Here is an 18,486-nt window from a genome sequence, read left to right as displayed (position 1 = left end):
TATGAATCCAAAAGAAATATTGCATGCACTAAAAGCAGGGAAAATTAATATAGAAGACTGTGAAAAAGAATTAATGAAGTTGAGGAATGCTGATTCAGAGCATTCCTCAAAAGATGAAGAAGAAAATAGTAATCAACAACCAATAATTAAGATAGAAGAAATCAATCCAGGTATTGTTCAATTGACAATGCAAGATAAAAAAAATAAAAACTCGTTTACCAAAGAATTTACAAAAGAATTATGTAATGCTTTTGAAGAAATTGAGAAAAACACAAGTTATAAGGTTGTTATTCTAACTGGCTATGACACTTATTTTGCAACAGGAGGTTCAAAAGAGGGATTAGAAGCTATATATAACGGTGAGATTAAGTATACTGATACAAAGCTTTATAAAATTGCCCTTGAGTGTAAGTTACCGGTCATTGCAGCCATGCAGGGACATGGAATCGGAGCAGGTTGGTGTCTTGGTATGTCATGCGATTTTATCATAATGAGCAAGGAAAGTTATTATACAACCAATTTCATAAAATTCGGTTTTACACCAGGATTTGGCTCTACACTCATTTTTCCTGAGAAATTGGGTAATGGATTAGCTAATGAAATACTATTTACAGGAAAAAGATATAAAGGTATAGAATTAGAAAAAAAAGGTGTTCCTTATGAGATATTACCTTCAAAAGAGGTATTATCATATGCTAAAGAGCTGGCAGCATCATTGGCAGAAGCGCCTAGACAATCCCTTATAGCCTTAAAAAAACATATGAGTGAAGGTATCAGAGAAAAACTTCCTATTTATATTGAAAAAGAATTGAAAATGCACGATGCTACTTTTGTGAATCAACCCTTGGTTAAAAATAAAATCAATTCAATTTTTGGAAATATATCAGAAGATATTAAACCTATAGGTAAGGATAATAGTCAATCAAAAGACATTACAGATTCTGATAATAATTCTATTGCAATAATTGGTATGTCAGGTCAATTTCCTCAATCAGAGAATCTATCAGTATTTTGGGATAATCTGTCATCTGGAAAAGATTGTGTTACAGAAATACCTGTTTCCAGATGGGGAATGAGTAAAGATGATTTGGAGAACGGAGATACGGATTATTGTAAATGGATGGGTTCCTTGAAGGATATTAATAAATTTGATCCCTTATTTTTTAATATACCTCCTAGACTGGCAGAACTTATAGACCCACATGAACGTCTTTTCCTAGAGTGTGTGTGGAACCTATTTGAAAGTATAGGCTATACACGGGAAACATTAAAAAAATCATATCAACGTAAAGTAGGAGTTTACGTTGGTTCAATGTATCAGCATTACAATCTTCTAGAATCAGATATCAAGAAAAACGGTATGGTTTCTATATGTACCAATAGTTCAATTGCAAACAGAGTTTCATATTTCTTTGATTTTCAAGGTCCTAGTGTAGTTGTTGATACTGCATGTTCATCATCTACAGTAGCCATTCATATGGCTTGTCAAAGTCTATTGAATGATGAATGTGAAATCGCTATCGCTGGGGGAGTAAATCTAACGTTACACCCATCAAAATTCATTGGACTAGGTCTAGGAAAAATTGCTGCTAGCAACCCTGAAAACAGAAGTTTTTCTGATGGAGATGGATTCGTACCTTCTGAAGGGGTAGGTTCTGTTTTATTAAAGCCTTTATCTCATGCTATCAGAGATAAAGATAATATATTAGCAGTTATAAAATCTACAGCTATCAGCCATGGAGGAAGAACTAATGGATTCTCTGTACCTAATCCAAATGCCCAAGAGGATTTAATGGAATATAATTTTAAAAAATCAGGCATAGATCCCCAATCAATCAGTTATGTAGAATGTGCAGCAAATGGCTGTGCTCTAGGAGATGCCATTGAAATAAGTGCATTAAATAAAGTTTTCAATAAATATACTTCAAAAAAACATTTTTGTTCTGTTGGCTCCGTAAAATCAAATATAGGGCATGCAGAGGCGGCATCAGGTATATCTCAATTAATAAAGGTAATTCTACAAATGAAACATAAAAAACTAGTACCATCAATAAAGGCGTATCCATTAAATCCTAAAATAAAATTTGATGATACCCCATTTTACCTGCAAGAAAAACTTAGTGATTGGGAATGCCCTATAATTGATATTGATGGAAAAGAAGTGAGTTTTCCAAGACGTGCACTTATTAATTCCTTTGGTGGTGGAGGGACAAATGCTCATATTATCATTGAGGAATATACTAGGTCCGAATCTCTGCAAGATAATAGGAAAGAAAAGAATTATCCTCATATCATAGTTTTTTCTGCAAGAAACCAACAGCAGCTTCATGGAGTTATCAGACAGATGCTAGACTATATAGAAGTCAATGATATAGATATATTAAGCCTTGCTTATACACTTCAAGTTGGTAGAGAAGAAATGAAAGTAAGGATGGCTACAGTAATAAATAGCAGAGAAGAATTGATGAATAGTTTAAAGGAATATTTAAATAATACTAAAGATATTAACGAAAGAAAGTCACAGTACTCGTTACCTATCTTTACTGGAAATATAAAAGAGAATACTCATATAAATAGCAATATAGAAATTATTAAGCCATTAAAGGAAAATCAAGTTTTAGGAATTGCTTCCCAGTGGGTTCAGGGAAGTAATATAGATTGGATGTCATTATATAAAAACCAAGAAATCAATATGATTTCATTACCAACATATCCTTTTGACAAACAGCGTTACTGGATAGGTAATCAAAAAGAGAATATAGAACTACATGATTTAAATGAAGAAGTACATAATAAAAATGAGATAGGCGATAAGTGTATTAAAGATTGGGTAGTTGATAGTTTATCCAATTTATTAGGAATACCTTCGACTGAGTTAGTAATGGATAGATATTTGATAGAGTATGGATTTGATTCAATACTTTTCATGAGTTTATTAAAACAGGTACAAGGGTCTATTAATCCTTCAATGGACTTATCACGTTTACAGACATGTAAAACGACACAAGATATCATTGATAAGTTGTGTTTGGAAGCAAATAACGATTTCATTATAACAGAAAAATTTAAAAATAATGAAATCAATATCCAAAACAAATTCCCTGAACTTATCAATTTAAATGGAATATATGAAGGTAAACCAATATTTTGGATTCACCCGGGAATGGGTAGTGTCAACATATATAATGAACTTGCGGAGAATTTGAAGAGACCTTTTTATGGAATTCAACCGAGAGGTTTTATGACTGATAGGTTTCCTTTGCATGGAATTGAAGCAATGGCTTCTTATTATGTACATATTATCCAATCAGTTCAATCAGAGGGTCCTTATGATTTAGGAGGTTATTCTCTTGGAGGTCTATTATCATATGAAATAACCCGCCAACTACAAGAATTAGGTGAAACAGTAAGTACAATTATTATGGTAGATTCATTATATAATGAAGAAGTGAAAAACATGAATATCAGTAAGAAATCTATGTTTCTACAAGAAGTAAATGCTATGTTGACAGCTTCAGCTTCTTCAAAGGATATAAAATTACTCATTAAGAATGATGAAATAGATGTCGAACTTAGCGATGAAGAATATTTAGTTAAGCTAATTGAACTTGCAAAAATAAAGGGGTTACAAAAAACTAAAGAGCAGTTATATAATAGAATTAAACATAATATAAAGATTCAAATTTCTTATGGACTAAGTAATTATAAAGTATTACCTCTTTCTAATTCTGAGAATTTATCTTGTCACTATTTTCGCAATGCAAGTGGATTGTTTTTTGGTAAGTTAGAACCTTATAATATAATTCATGAAGACGAAATATCAGTAGATAATACTAATTATTGGGAGGAATGGAAGAAACATATACCAGATATTAAAATCATAGATATTAATTCTTATAACCATATGTCAATATTTTCAAAGGGTAAATCATCAAAGAAAATTATAAAATATTGCAAGAAATTATATGAACAATAAATAAAAATATAACGATATGTTTACTTGTGGGTTAATTCCATATAATATTTCAATTTTTGCATTAATTAACACTTGACTAAAAATATCATACATATATAATAGTTATAGATATAAAACTAATTAGCTGTTAAAGCATGTTTTAATAAATTAAATAATCTAGGAAAGAGGTTTTACAATGGCAATAAGAAATATTAGAGTAGTTCCTGACGAAATATTAAGGAAGAAAAGTAAAGAAGTTGAGTGTGTTGATGAAAAAATATTAATGTTACTGGATGATATGGCTGATACAATGTATAATACAGGTAATGGAGCAGGTTTAGCTGCACCACAAGTAGGAATATTGAAAAGACTGGTTGTAATAGACATGGGAGAGGGACTTATCAAATTAATAAATCCTCGTATAGTAGATAGTAGTGGAAAACAGGAAGTGACAGAGGGGTGCTTGAGTGTTCCAGGAAAATGGGGTAGACTAAAAAGACCGGCCAAAGTAAAAGTAGAAGCATTAAATGAAAAGAATGAAAAATTTACAATCGTTGGAACAGGGGATCTAGCAAAATGCCTGTGTCATGAAATAGACCATCTAGAAGGAATTTTATTTATTGATAAGGCTATAGAAGTGGTAAGCGAATAGAGAGTAAAAGTTAAGCATCAGCAATAGCTGGTGCTTTTTTTCTGAAATAAATTCTAATCGGTATATACATTAAGTACTGTTAAGTATGAAATCTAATAATTATTTTTTCGCTTTACATTAAAAAGAACTATCTCTATTCTAAAAATGTTATTAATATAAGTCGAATTGAAAAGTCCATTATATTTTTTTACCATAGTACGGATACTGTTTAACCCTATTCCATGTGATCGGTAATCTAATTTTGAAGAGTATATATTACCTGTTATATCTTGACGAATACTTCCTTTATAGGGATTTTCAATATTTATAAATAGACCTTCATTCTGATAATGCATTTTAATTTTAATATATCGTTCATCCTCATATATTTTCTGGCAAGCTTCAATAGCATTATCTAGAGCATTGCCCAAAATGACACTAATTGCAATGGAATCCAGTAGGATATCATCAGGTAATCTGAGATCGACATGAAATGTTATATCCAATGCATTTACTGCTTTTTCCTTGTAATTAATGATGGAGTCAACAATTAGATTACCACTATTAGCAATACCTTTTGTGGTATTAAAATCACTAATAAGCTCATTTACTATTTGTTGGCTTCCAGATAGCTCACCAGTTCTTAATTGTGATTGCAGGCTGATTAATACATTTTTGATGTCATGGCGAAATCTCAATGTATCTTTCTGAGCAGCCTCAGCTAATAGATACTGATGAGTATAATAATCTATTTGTTGTTCTAGGACAGTAGTTTTCACATTCATTAATTTAATCTTCAATATTCTATCAAATAATACAAAAACGAAAAAATTAATAAATAGAAGTCCTATAGATAATGTTGGAAATAACCAAGATAATTTAACAGACCTAATGTAATAATTATTATATAATCCGTAGATTCCAACTACGCTTAAGATGGGGCATAGGATTAAAAAACTCCAATTCCAGCGAGACAAACCACCTTCTGCATTTACTGAGTATGATGAAATTAACTGTAATGCTATATGTATTAAAATAAACATCATAAACTTGGATAGAAATAAACTCAATATATACATTTCAGTCTGATAATTATAAAAAGTGGTCAATAGTAATGATTGAACCATAACATCACTTAAAAAAATGATTGCAATAAAAAAGAAAACTGCACATATCTTATATTTAAAATTACCTTTATAAAACAATGATAATAAAATAAATAGTAATATATTAAGTAAAGGATTAATAATACTACTTGATAAAAAGATAAATATTACCCAACTGAATAAACAATATAGGAAATGAACTATAACGATATAGGATTTTTTATTAATACCACATCCAAAACAATTGCTGAAAAAATAATAAGCCATAGCAGCGATAAACGGAAAGGTACCGATATAAGCTAAATTTTCTATCATATAATTGTTCAAAATAAATTCCTCCTATATTCCATGTAACGTTCTTTTACTAGATTTTTACGATTACTGCTAATGGGAATCAGCATATCATTGATAAGGGTAAGGTTATTACTTGTAACTATTTTTATATATTGTAGATTAACGATGTATGATTGATGGGTTCTAACAAATTCGTATTGAGTTAGCTTTTTTTCTTCTTTACTTAAAGTTCCATAATATATTATCATACCATCTGTTGTAAATAAGTGTATTAACCTAACTTTACTTTCAAGATATAATATATTATTCATAGGAATCAGTATCTCTTTTCCTTTTTGGGATATAGGCAAAATATTAGATTTTCCATTTTTACGTCGTTTAATAATTTTTTCAATAGCTTTATTTAATTTATCATAAAATTCATTAGCGTCAATTGGTTTTTGCATAAAACTAAAGGGCTGTACATCAAATAATCTGCGATAATAATTTTCATGGCTGGAAATGTAAATTAACAATACCCTATCATTTTCATCATCAGCACGTAGTTTTTCACCAGCTACTATCCCATCTATTCCATCCATCTCTATATCCATTAATACGATATCAAAAGGGCAGCTTTTATTAATTGACTTGCAAAAACTTTCTCCAGAGTAGAAAATCTGTATATCAATATTGATAGATAAACAAGATTCAAGTTGTCTAAGTTGTTTTTCAATATGTTCAGTATCAGATATGTTATCATCACAAATAGCTATATGTATCATCTTATTATCCTCTCCAGAGTAACATACTAATATTATAACATATTTTTATAACGCAAAAGATTGGAAAAAGACAATAAAACCTCTAATTTTAACATTGGATATTAAATTAGCTTCTATATGTGCTAGAGTTATACAAGTCAAGGGGGGAATAAAGTGTATAATGATATTTTTCAAGCAATAAATCTTAGTAAAAACTATGGAAATATATCTGTTCTCAAGGAAGTTAATATGACAATTCATCAAGGTGAGATTTATGGTTTGATAGGAGAAAATGGAGCGGGAAAAACAACTTTGATGAAGATTATTGGTAATCTTGTAAGACCCACTAGGGGAAGTATATCTTTGTTTGGACAAACAGATATAGATTTAATGAATCAAGAAAGGAAAAAAATTGGGTATTTAATAGAGATACCTGCACTTTACTCAGAATTAAGTGCAAGGGATAATCTAGAATTTTATTGTCGTATTATGAATATTACAGATAAAAAGACAATCAATGAAGTATTACATATAGTGTCTCTGGAGGATATTGAAAACAAAAAAGTTGGCGAATTTTCTCTTGGTATGCGTCAAAGATTAGGATTGGCTATAGCTCTAATCAATAATCCAGAATTTTTGGTATTGGATGAACCAATTAATGGACTTGATGCAGTAGGTATTTCACAAATACGGGAAATATTAATTAAACTTGCTAAAGAAAATGATGTAGCTGTTTTAATATCTAGCCATATTCTCAGTGAATTACAATTGTTAGCTACAAAATATGGATTTATTCATAAAGGACGTATGTTACAAGAGATTTCTGCTGAGGACTTAATTGAAACAGAGGGGAAATACATAAGCATCGTACCATCTAATCACTTGTTGGCGAAACAGATTTTAAAGGATAATTTCAACATTAAAGTAATTGATGGTGATAAGAATGGTGAAATACGTATTCCAAATGGAGCATTTACTCTAGAGGAAATTATTTCGGTACTTATAAGAAGTAAAGTAGAAATACTTAGTGTTTCAACCCATTATACAACATTGGAGGATTATTTTCTAAATCTTATTGAGGGGGATAATTAATGAGAGACTTTATGAAGGCAGAGATGTTCTACTTAAAAAAAGATACATATATGAAAGGCATTTGTTTTATACTATTGGTGGCTAGTGTTGGCTTAGCTTTGTGGCTACGGTCAGCTAGTGAAGGTTTTAGTATGAGTAATATCTTGGAACCATTGGGGGTGGTGGTATCCATGTCTATTATTCTTTATTTCATTATTCCAATACAAGCATGTATTTTTTCAACAGAGGGATTTGATTCAGGTACAATAAAAAATGTGCTTTCATCTGGAATAAACCGTACAACTTATATTACAGGGAAGTTTTTCACAGAAATAAAGGTAATTATATGGTGCCTTATTCAGTTTTATGGGGTCTTTTTAATACTATATTATATTGGAGCTTTTATAACTGATGCTGAAATAAATAATATTCATTTGGAAAAACAAATGTTGATTACAATTCCTGCTATTTTTTATAATATATTATACTTAACAGCATACATAACTGTAATATTCATGATTGGTATTATAGTACGTAAAACAGAAGTGGCTACAATCCTATCTTTTGCATTCATTTTCGGTGACTTAATCATTAGTGGATATTGGAAAGAATCCAATATTATAGTATTACGTACCATTTCAGAGAATTCATTGATGACACAGATATTTAAATTCTCTGGAATATATGTTGTCAACTCACAAAAAGTTGTATTATTAGGTACTGGAGATTTTATACGGGCTACTGTTGTCCCGATGGCTATTATAATTTTTTGTACCGTGGTAGCAATAGTGGTATTCAATAAATCTGATATTTAATCACTATAAATATATTATATCAAAAATATGTGCACGATTAAATTCTGGTTTCACGAAATTACTCTTGCAAACAAGAAGTTAAATATTCATTTTAGTTTCAATCCATAAAAAGTTCTTGACTTAGAGTAAACTCTAAGGGGTAAGATAAAAATAACCAATAAATAATTATTAAGAAAAGGGGTTATGTTATGGATAAAAATAATTTTTCGTATTATATTCCAACAAAGATATTTTTTGGCAGTGGTATGATTAATAAGTTAGGCGAGATGAAGTTACCAGGGGAAAAAGCACTGATTGTAATATCTTCAGGGACTTCAATGAAGAAATACGGTTACTTGGATAAGCTATGTAAGTTACTTGAAAAAAATTCATGTGAATATGTAGTTTATGATAAAATCAAACCAAATCCTACCTACAAAAATGTAATGGAGGGTTCAGAGATTGCCAAGAAAAACAATTGTGATTTTGTAATAGGTCTTGGTGGTGGAAGTAGTATTGATGCTGCAAAAAGTATTGCGATCATGGTAACTAACGAAGGTGATTATTGGGATTATGTACATGGTGGAACTGGTTTAGGATTACCTTTAGGCAATAAACCATTAGAGATTGTAGCGATAACAACAACTGCTGGTACTGGTACTGAAGCAGACCCATGGACTGTTATAACAAAAGAAGATACTTTTGAAAAGATTGGTTATGGCAATAATGATACATTCCCTAGTATATCAATTGTAGATCCTGATTTGATGATGAGTGTACCAACAAAACTTACAGCATATCAAGGATTTGATGCACTATTTCATGCTACAGAAGGATACCTTGCTAATATATCTAATGAAATAAGCGATATGTATGCATTAAAAAGTATTGAATTAATAGGAAGGTCTCTGGCGAAAGCAGTTAATGATGGAAACGACAAAGAGGCTAGAACAGATATGGCTCTAGCTAATACGTTATCAGGATTTGTTGAATCAACATCCAGTTGTATATCTGAACATTCATTGGAACATGCTCTTAGTGCGTATCATCCTCAACTTCCTCATGGAGCAGGTTTGATTATGATATCAGAATCGTATTATAGATTTTTTATGGATAAAGTACCAGATAGATTCATAAAAATGGCAAGAGCACTAGGTATTCAAAATGCAGAAGAACCAATAGATTTCGTTAATGGACTTTTGAAATTACAAAAAGATTGTGGAGTAGATGAGCTAAAATTATCTGATTATGGAATTCAAAAAGATAATCTAGAAATGTATGCCAAGAATGCTATGGACACTATGGGTGGTCTATTTGAATTAGACCCATACAAGTTGACATTAAGTGAAGCAACCAGTATACTGGAACATGCATATAAATAAAGGATTGAAGTGGGTGATGAATTGAGTTTTACGATTAAAGATGTATCTGATAAATTAAATCTTAGCAGTCATACAATAAGATATTATGAGAAAGAGGGAGTTATACCTAGGGTAAAAAGGAATGAAAATGGTATTAGGGAGTATACTACAACGGATATTCAATGGTTAGAATTAGTATGTTGCCTAAAAGAAACAGGAATGCCTCTAAAGGATATCAAGAAAATAGTTAGACTTAGTTTAGTTACCAATACTGAAGATACTTTAGAAGAAAGACTTGAAATATTGACAAACCATAAAAACAAGGTCTTAGAACATATGAAATCAACTGAAAAGAATCTAATGAAGATCAATAAGAAAATAGATTATTATAAGGGAAATGTTAATTGTAAGTAAGGAAAAATAGAATAGATATTTTTTATAATGTTTAATTATAATATATAAGATAGACTCTATTTAGAGATGAATTAACAGCTAAATAGAGTCTATCTTACTTTATTTAGAATATTTAGTATAGCCATATACCAAATGCTATTAATATTAGGGATAATATAATTACACTTATATTTAATCTAAGCATTTTCTTAGGATTATACAATGTGGCATGAAGAAATTCCTGGAATTTATTGTAGTTGAACATAAGAGTTAATATTTTTATACCTGTAAGGGATATCAAGGTACCTAATATCCATCCATAGGGAATAGAATAAACTACATAAATATACCAAGTCAGGGCTATTAATATAAGACCAACTATACATACTATGTATATCCACAGGGGTTTTTTCTCTTTATATGCTTTTGTAGTCTCCCATTTGTTCCAGTTATCTTTCATTACAGCCATAGCGATTCTGGAAATAATACCTATTGCTGCCCATAAGAAACACATAATCTTGAAATATAACATTATAAACAACTCCTTTATTTTTTTATTTAATAGAGAGGTCACAATTAAATTATTTCTCTATAACTTAATATGACTAAGCAGTCACTTTTATATTAAAAAAATATACCCTAAGGTTATATTTTTATTATTCTATGCGATTTAAGCTAAGATACCTTTTTTAATTAGTTCTAAGGTATCATCAAGTGCCTTTTCAATCTGTATATTTAAGGTATCATTTTTAATGTTACTTACTAACTTTTCTTGGCTGATACCATTCTTTTTCATTATATATCTACCTATATTTGTTGTTATTTCTGTTAGAAAAAAGGCTATCAATTCTATATCTATATCTTTTCTTATTTGTCCGTTATCACGGGCTTGAATTATTAGGTTCTTTATATAATTATCAGACATCAGTTTCATACTATCTATCGTTTCGTTCTTAAAAGGGTCATGATTGCCACTGAATACTTTTGATAAGAATATGCTGTAAGTTGGATATTCTATATCAAACTTAGTTCCGATTTTTAATATTTGTTTGTATAGTTCAATAAAGTCAGAGATTTCAAACTTGACATTGGAACTAATGTATTCAAGCTTTTTGTTGCTTGCTTGTTCTATTAGATAAAAATATAGGTCTTTTTTGTTATTGAAGTACTGATAAATACTCCCTTTAGCTATTTTTAATGTTTCTACCATACGAGTTATAGAGGCATCGTTATAATTATTTTTAGTAAATTCCTCTAAAGCGATATTAAAGATTTTATCTTTTTTGGTTGTAGGTAGATTATAATAGGTGTTTGATGGCATTTTAATTATCTCCTCTAACATAATGTGACTAGATAGTCATATAATAACATAAAAAATATTTTAAATCAATGTTAATTTTAGTTTTACATTATAATAGTGTATGTAAGTCAGAAAAAATATTTTGATTCTGACGTGGTATTTGCAAAATAGTATATGTATATGTTTCGCCAGCTACTTGCTCGTCCTGAGCAAAAAGCTGGGTTCGTTCTGTATAGTTTTTAGATCTAAAATAATGACCAGGGTTACTTTATAATGACTTAAGTTTATTGTATAATTAAGGTAATATGAATTTTGGAGGATGAAATGGGAGATGGTAGGTATTATACACCTGAACAATTCTTTAATATGATTTTTTTTACAATACTTATCATTTATATTGTGATAAGTTTGATGGTATATCTGTATAAAGGCTCTAAAAACAATAAATCTCTCCTTTTAGCTGAGATTATATTAGGATTATCGGTGATCAGTAGATTCATAGAAGAGATTGTATATAAACAAAGTGCAATAGATTTTTTTGGATTTGTATCTAATATGTTTCTGAGGGTTTACATTCTGACTTATTTGATGTTTTTCTCGTACATAGTAATTAAAAGATGTTTGGATAGGTTTATATTCATTACATTTATATTGTTATTTGGAATACCTTTTATTCTAGTTTTGTCTGGAAGTGGATCAGATAAGATTATCTATCTATTATTTAATATTAATTTTAGTGTTGTATCAACTAGATTTATGCCCTATAGGGTTAGTTCATCTATATTTGGTGCTGTCAAAGATTTTATACTTGACTATGTATTTATAACTGATGAAGATGGGTATATCATTTATAAGAATACAGGAGTCATAAAATCGGATTTTTTTAAAGATATAAACAAAATTGATATAAGGAATATAGAGAACAACTTCAGTAATGAAGTAATTATGAGAAGGGCTTACGACAAGACTTTAATAAAATATATAAATGGTAACGAAACGTATTTTCAATACAATAAAAAAGAATTATTAAAAGATAATGAGATTGTCGGATATATAATTACCTTTGTTGATATAACAGAGCTTATCAATATGTTGGATCAACTTAAAATCAAGCAGGAAGAAACTACTAGAGCTAATAGTAAACTTACCAAGTACAAAGAAATTGTTTATGACATAGAAAAAGAGAAAGAGATTAATAACCTGCTTTCAGAAATTGCAGATAACCAGTATACCTCCATGCGTAAACTCAAAAAAAATATAAATTTATTGAGAGATAATATAGATGATGATTTTTATAATAAGATAGCAGATATAATTCAACATGCAAAGGGTGACTTGCATGATGTTAGGAAAGCAGTTACAGCGTATATGAATTACTATGATGAATAATGGGAAAATAGGAGGTAGTTATGATTAAGGTGATAATAGCGGATGACCAATCTTTGCTTAGAAAATCTCTAAGTCAGATTATAAGTATAGATGAAAAAATTAATGTTATTGGTCAGGCGGCAAACGGTAAAGAAGCTATAGAACTTTGTAAACTTCATCATCCGGATATCGTTCTTATGGATATTGAAATGCCAGAGATGGATGGAATCTCTGCCCTTAAGATAATCAAGAAAAACTACAAGAATACAAAGGTCATAATACTTACGACTTTTGAAAATACAGATAATATAGTAGAATCTTTCTTATCACAAGCTGATGGGTATATAACAAAAGATATTGATCCAGATGAACTTATAACAACCATCAAATGTGTTGGTTACGGTCTAACGGTTATACATAAGAGCGTCAAGAATATTATGGTGGATAAGTTCAGAAAAATGGGAGAAGGAAGAAAAAAATATGCTGACATTTTATCTATGGAACAGATTGATATGATTAAGTTGATTGTAGATGGTAAGAGCAACAAAGAGATTGCAAAGATATTTAATTATACAGAGGGAACTATAAAGAATAAGGTTAGCAGAATTTATGAGAAGCTTGGTATTTCAGATAGATTACAGCTTGCGGTATATGCTGTAGAAAATGGTATAGAATGATGACTGATATCTTAAGATTGGAAATAGAGACCATATGTATAGTGCATATCATTGCTATAATCTTATCAATTATCTTTTTCATGATGTTCTATATAAAGGCAAATAAAGATTATGCTTTAAAAGCTTTTTTGGTCATGCAGATAAGTATGATCGGGTGGATGGTATTTAAGATTTTCAAGACAGTATCACCTACCGTTGTATCAAGATGGTGGTTCATAGTAGGATATTATATTTGTGCTTGTATTCTGGAAGTAGCTTTTTTAGAATTTGGGTACGCTTATTATAAGGGAAAATCACTACCACAAAAAGTTAAGTATCCCATCTACACTTTATCACTTCTACAGATGATAGCTGTTATAACTAATCCATATCATCATATGTTTTATGCTACTTATGATTTCTGGGGGGATACTTTTGGCATATTTTTCTACATCCATACTCTCATAGAATATACTTTCATTGCTATAGGCTTCGTATATTGCTATAAAACTTTTAAGATAAGATTCCAGTATAAAAAAATATTATATAAATATTTTATTTCAGCTGCTATCTTAGTACCTTTGATACTTAATTTTTTATATATAACCAAAGTAATACATAGATTCGTATTTTCATTAGGTATACCAGTTATTTTTGATATTACTCCTATTGTTTTTACTTGGTCTACACTTGTTTTTGTATATGCTACTTTTAAACATGATTTCTTGAACATCTCACCTATTATGAAACATGAGATTGTACACAAATTGGATACTCCTATATGTGTGTTGGGTTCTAGCTGTGATGTTATCTATGTCAATGAAAAATTAAATGGTATATTTCATGACAAAGCTGCTGCCGTAATGGAAAAAACATTTACAAAAGCTACTATAGAAGAGTTGAAAAACGAGAAAAAAGAGATAAATATTGAAGGGCTTAATTTTATTATATTCGTAAAAGAAGTTTCTTCAATAAAAGAGACACAGTATCTAATTATTCTGCGTGATATAAGTGCATATAGAAAGGTTGAAGATGAAATCAAATCCAGTCAAAGGGATTTGGATAAATCCAATCGTGAGCTTAAAAAGGCAATCATTACACTAAAAGAAACATCTAAAATAGGTGCAAGAAACTATGTAGCAAGGGAGCTTCACGATATTATAGGTCATTCACTTGTGGTGGCAATTAAACTTCTAGAAGTAGCTAAATTATATTTTGATAAAGATAAAAAACAGAGTGTACTAGCCATGTCTGACGCTTCTGTATCTATTGGGGCTGGTATTGATAATATGAATGCCATATCACTTATAGAAAGAATGGATAATATATATACAGGTGAATTACTCAAGAAAGATTTGAAAAAACTGTTAGAACGTATTAAAAATGCTGAGATAAAGACTAATCTACATCTTAAGGGTGAATACCATAAAATTGATGAAAAGGTCTTTGATATAATTAAGAAAATATGTACAGAGCTTATAACAAACTCTTTGAAGCATAGTGGAGGGACAGAGATTTTTGTTTCAGTTAATATCAGAAGTGAAAATATATCTATCTTAGTTATGGATAATGGAAAAGGCTGTGATAATTTAAGTAAGGGTAATGGTCTTAATGGTATTGAAGAACGTTTGAAACTCATTGGAGGAAACGTAGACTTTGTTAGTTCAAGAAATGAAGGCTTCATGAGTAAAATAAATATAAGTAAATATTGATAGGTTAACTAATAAAAAAGTTGGATGACTTGCGCTTACAAATAGTAACGCAGGTCATTTTTTTATATCTTACTGATTACGTGTGATTATACCTTGGTGACTCTTGCTGTATTGTAAGTGACGAGTGCTTTTAATATTATAAAAGTAACAAATTGTAAGGAGGAAATTAATATGATAAAGGCACATGAGATTGACTTTAGATTATCAAGTTATGTAGGAGGGATGAGAAATGAATAAAACTAATAAATGGGTTAGTGTTTTGGCATATATAGTGTTTTTTATACCTATCTTAGTTGATAGCAACAACGAGGAATATAAATTCCATACAAATCAAGGGTTGACATTATTTCTTCTTGCTGTGGCTATTAGTATGGTAGGTACTTTTGTTCCTGTTATCGGCTGGTTCATCATACTTCCACTTGGTGAAATCTTCTGCCTGGTACTTGCAATAATGGGAATCATAAATGCTTATAATGAGAAGATGAAAGAACTTCCTATTATAGGTAAAATCAAGATTATTAAATAATAAACGAAGGGAGTTTTCAATAATGAAAAGAGTAAACAAATTAATATTCTTTCTTGTATATGTTTTAATCATCAACATAGTGTTAATAGGATGTGGCGGTATCAAAAAGAAGATGGATGAGGTTATAAATACACCTATAGAAGAAACATCAACAACAAAAGATAGTAGTAAAACTGTTGATATAAGTGAAGAATTAGAAGCTAGAGCAAAAAATGAAGGCGTATCAACAGAAGACATGCAAAGTATGATAGAAGAATTAACTGTCATGACTGCTGAGAAATATGGTTCTACAAAGGAAGAATATATAAAAATGTTGGATGAAGATAGCAGGACACCTTTTGATGAATTTGTTACTGCAGCTGATTTTATGGGAATCACTATAAAAGAATATTATGAATATGAAAAGCAAAACGTAGCTAATCTGACAGATGAGCAAAAAGAAATAATGTCAGCAATGAAAGATGCTATGAAAGAGTTACAAAATGTTGACTTGGATGCGATTGAAGAACAGGCTCAAGATATTATCAATAAAATGGAGAACATGGAAAAGGGAGAAAATTAGGAGCAAGAATTATTTATAAAATTAAAATATAATTTCTTGATTGATGGTAAGGAGGAAACCATGAAAAAATTAAAATCAATATTAGGATTAATATTTGTAACTACATTATGTTTGAATATAACAGCTTTCGCAGGTGGTGAAGCAGGAAGTATAATGTCAGCAGGACATGGAACTACCTATGTAATAAGGAATGATGGGTCACTTTGGGGTTGGGGTGGTCAGTACTCAGGTAATGGAAATGGTTATAAGGAAAAGCAGATAACACCAGTTAAGATACTAGATAATGTCAGGAGTGTATCGGCTAATGATTTTACGGCTGTTGCAGTAAAAAAAGATGATACATTATGGGGATGGGGAAATTTTGATGGATATCCAAGGGGTAATAAATTAGATCCTACATACTTAACACCAGTTAAGTTTTTAGAGGATGTCAAAATGGCAGCATGTGGAAAAGGATATATACTTGTACTCAAAAATGATAATTCCCTATGGGTATGTGGTGACATGTACACTGGAGATGGAACCAATACTCAGGCAAATGGAAGAGATGGATTCAAGAAGGTATTGGATGATGTCAAATATATGCATGCAGGTAGAGAGACGGTATATATCATAAAGGAAGATGATACTCTATGGGGTTATGGAAATAACTCTTATGCACAATTGGGAAATATGACTATAGAAGGTGATACAAACACAAATGATGAACTAAGCCTTACTAAGATTCTGGAGGATGTACGTTATGTTACTGCTGATCCTGATGGATGGAATGTATTAGCAGTAAGGTCAGATAACAGTTTGTATTGTTGGGGAACAAAAGGTTTCTATACAGAAGAATATGGTTGGATTGAAGATGCAGGGAAACCATATAAAATAATTGATAACGTGAAAACATGTGCAGCTGATGGTGATAATACTTTCATCGTCAAAACTGATAACAGTCTATGGGGCTGGGGTTATAGTTATGAAGGCAAGAGTGTCGATGAGAAATCACTTAATAAGATAACTAATGACGTACTTAACATATCTTTAGGTGAACGCCACGCAGCAGTAGTAAAGACAGATTACACTTTATGGACTATGGGCGGAAATTATAGAGGTGGACTTGGTTATGATATTGATGCAACTTGGTATACACCTCTTACAATGATACTTGACAAGGTTCAAGACTCACCTGCGAACTGGGCTGTAGACGAAGTAGAAAAGGCTATAGGTGAAAAGCTCATACCAGAAGATTTACAAAACAACTACATTAAGCCAATCACTAGAGAAGAATTCTGCATACTTGCCATTAGAATGATAGAAGTAAAGTCAGGTATGGATATAGATGACTATCTCCATGAGATAGGTATAGAAATTGCAGCAAATACTACCTTCATTGATTGTGATACAAAAGAGGTTTTAGCTGCAAAAGCACTTGGTATTACAGATGGTACATCACCTGATACTTTTGAACCTGATAAGTTATTAACTCGTGAGCAAGCAGCTAAGTTCCTTACAACTACTGCTATGGCATGTGGAAGAAATGTAAGTCTAAGTACACCAAATTATGCTGATATCAGTGAGATAGCTGATTGGGCTAAACCTTATACCGGTTATGTATACGATATAAATGTTATGAAGGGTGTAGGTGGTGGACGGTTTGCTCCACAAGACTCATATCAAAGACAACAAGCCTTTATGACTATGTATCGTATATGGCAAGCAATAGATAGCGTAGATACTACAACTAGAATCAACTTCTAGAACATAGACTTTGTTTAGCATTCAATGTTATGCCTTTACAGGCTTAATTAGAGCTAGCAAAGTCTATTTTTATTTTGTATCTTGCATATTCTAAGTTTGAGGTATAAATTAGATTATTGCTTTTGTGGATTATTAGTAATAAAAAATGGACAAATTAGACTTTAGAAGAATGATATAATATAATTTAGTGTTATAATATATTAATGGTGATATATCTGTGTTTTACATATTAATAATCCAGAATAGCAATAAAAGATAAGGGGATATG

The 18,486-nt window shown here is 30.5% G+C and carries 16 protein-coding genes; 12 read left to right on the top strand and 4 right to left on the bottom strand.

What is annotated here, in order from left to right:
• Position 1 precedes the first annotated feature (1 nt).
• Together HYG85_RS05745 and def are read left to right on the top strand one after the other, a co-directional pair.
• Positions 2-3,976 (top strand): polyketide synthase, encoded by a 3,975-nt coding sequence (locus HYG85_RS05745; protein WP_212692678.1) that lies wholly within the window; start codon positions 2-4, stop codon positions 3,974-3,976.
• A 175-nt stretch (positions 3,977-4,151) separates the two neighbouring features.
• A complete protein-coding gene (def, locus tag HYG85_RS05740; protein WP_212692677.1) occupies positions 4,152-4,607 on the top strand; it encodes a peptide deformylase in 456 nt (151 codons plus the stop codon).
• A 92-nt stretch (positions 4,608-4,699) separates the two neighbouring features.
• Here def and HYG85_RS05735 read toward each other — a convergent pair whose 3' ends face one another.
• Together HYG85_RS05735 and HYG85_RS05730 are read right to left on the bottom strand one after the other, a co-directional pair.
• Positions 4,700-6,019, bottom strand: coding sequence for a sensor histidine kinase (locus HYG85_RS05735; protein WP_212692676.1), 1,320 nt, complete (start codon positions 6,017-6,019; stop codon positions 4,700-4,702).
• A complete protein-coding gene (locus HYG85_RS05730) occupies positions 6,016-6,750 on the bottom strand; it encodes a LytR/AlgR family response regulator transcription factor (RefSeq protein ID WP_212692675.1) in 735 nt (244 codons plus the stop codon). Before HYG85_RS05730 ends, HYG85_RS05735 begins: the two co-directional genes overlap by 4 nt.
• A gap of 153 nt (positions 6,751-6,903) precedes the next feature.
• On the opposite strand from HYG85_RS05730, the gene HYG85_RS05725 reads away from it, so the two are divergent.
• The 4 genes from HYG85_RS05725 to HYG85_RS05710 all read left to right on the top strand — a co-directional run bounded on the left by HYG85_RS05725 (position 6,904) and on the right by HYG85_RS05710 (position 10,369).
• Positions 6,904-7,821, top strand: coding sequence for an ABC transporter ATP-binding protein (locus HYG85_RS05725; protein ID WP_212692674.1), 918 nt, complete (start codon positions 6,904-6,906; stop codon positions 7,819-7,821).
• On the top strand, positions 7,821-8,615 hold the full coding sequence (locus HYG85_RS05720; protein WP_212692673.1) for an ABC transporter permease subunit: 795 nt from the start codon (positions 7,821-7,823) through the stop codon (positions 8,613-8,615). The genes HYG85_RS05725 and HYG85_RS05720 overlap by 1 nt, the downstream gene beginning before the upstream one ends.
• Positions 8,616-8,803: 188 nt before the next feature.
• Positions 8,804-9,976, top strand: a complete 1,173-nt coding sequence (locus tag HYG85_RS05715; protein ID WP_212692672.1) for an iron-containing alcohol dehydrogenase — start codon at positions 8,804-8,806, stop codon at positions 9,974-9,976.
• 21 nt (positions 9,977-9,997) lie between these two features.
• On the top strand, positions 9,998-10,369 hold the full coding sequence (locus tag HYG85_RS05710; RefSeq protein ID WP_212692671.1) for a MerR family transcriptional regulator: 372 nt from the start codon (positions 9,998-10,000) through the stop codon (positions 10,367-10,369).
• A gap of 112 nt (positions 10,370-10,481) precedes the next feature.
• On the opposite strand, the gene HYG85_RS05705 is transcribed toward HYG85_RS05710, so the two are convergent.
• Together HYG85_RS05705 and HYG85_RS05700 are read right to left on the bottom strand one after the other, a co-directional pair.
• Positions 10,482-10,880, bottom strand: a complete 399-nt coding sequence (locus HYG85_RS05705) for a hypothetical protein (RefSeq protein WP_212692670.1) — start codon at positions 10,878-10,880, stop codon at positions 10,482-10,484.
• 138 nt (positions 10,881-11,018) lie between these two features.
• The gene (locus HYG85_RS05700; protein WP_212692669.1) at positions 11,019-11,669 is read right to left on the bottom strand and encodes a TetR/AcrR family transcriptional regulator; all 651 of its coding nucleotides are present in this window, start codon (positions 11,667-11,669) and stop codon (positions 11,019-11,021) included.
• Positions 11,670-11,972: 303 nt separating this feature from the next.
• Between HYG85_RS05700 and HYG85_RS05695 the strand changes: the two genes are divergently transcribed.
• From HYG85_RS05695 to HYG85_RS05670, 6 genes are all read left to right on the top strand, one after another.
• Entirely contained in the window at positions 11,973-13,037 is a 1,065-nt protein-coding gene (locus HYG85_RS05695; RefSeq protein WP_212692668.1) for a transcriptional regulator, read from the top strand.
• Between the two features lie 20 nt (positions 13,038-13,057).
• On the top strand, positions 13,058-13,693 hold the full coding sequence (locus HYG85_RS05690; protein ID WP_212692667.1) for a response regulator: 636 nt from the start codon (positions 13,058-13,060) through the stop codon (positions 13,691-13,693).
• A complete protein-coding gene (locus HYG85_RS05685) occupies positions 13,693-15,384 on the top strand; it encodes a sensor histidine kinase (RefSeq protein WP_212692666.1) in 1,692 nt (563 codons plus the stop codon). Before HYG85_RS05690 ends, HYG85_RS05685 begins: the two co-directional genes overlap by 1 nt.
• Positions 15,385-15,613: 229 nt before the next feature.
• The gene (locus HYG85_RS05680) at positions 15,614-15,910 is read left to right on the top strand and encodes a hypothetical protein (protein WP_113672080.1); all 297 of its coding nucleotides are present in this window, start codon (positions 15,614-15,616) and stop codon (positions 15,908-15,910) included.
• Between the two features lie 22 nt (positions 15,911-15,932).
• Positions 15,933-16,472 (top strand): hypothetical protein, encoded by a 540-nt coding sequence (locus HYG85_RS05675; RefSeq protein ID WP_212692665.1) that lies wholly within the window; start codon positions 15,933-15,935, stop codon positions 16,470-16,472.
• A gap of 60 nt (positions 16,473-16,532) precedes the next feature.
• Positions 16,533-18,218 (top strand): S-layer homology domain-containing protein, encoded by a 1,686-nt coding sequence (locus HYG85_RS05670; protein ID WP_212692664.1) that lies wholly within the window; start codon positions 16,533-16,535, stop codon positions 18,216-18,218.
• Positions 18,219-18,486: the final 268 nt, after the last annotated feature.

Source organism: Vallitalea guaymasensis (assembly GCF_018141425.1).
Classification (GTDB): domain Bacteria; phylum Bacillota; class Clostridia; order Lachnospirales; family Vallitaleaceae; genus Vallitalea; species Vallitalea guaymasensis.
The sequence above is the reverse complement of the archived record's forward strand: the minus strand, read 5'-3'. Positions and strand labels throughout refer to the sequence as shown.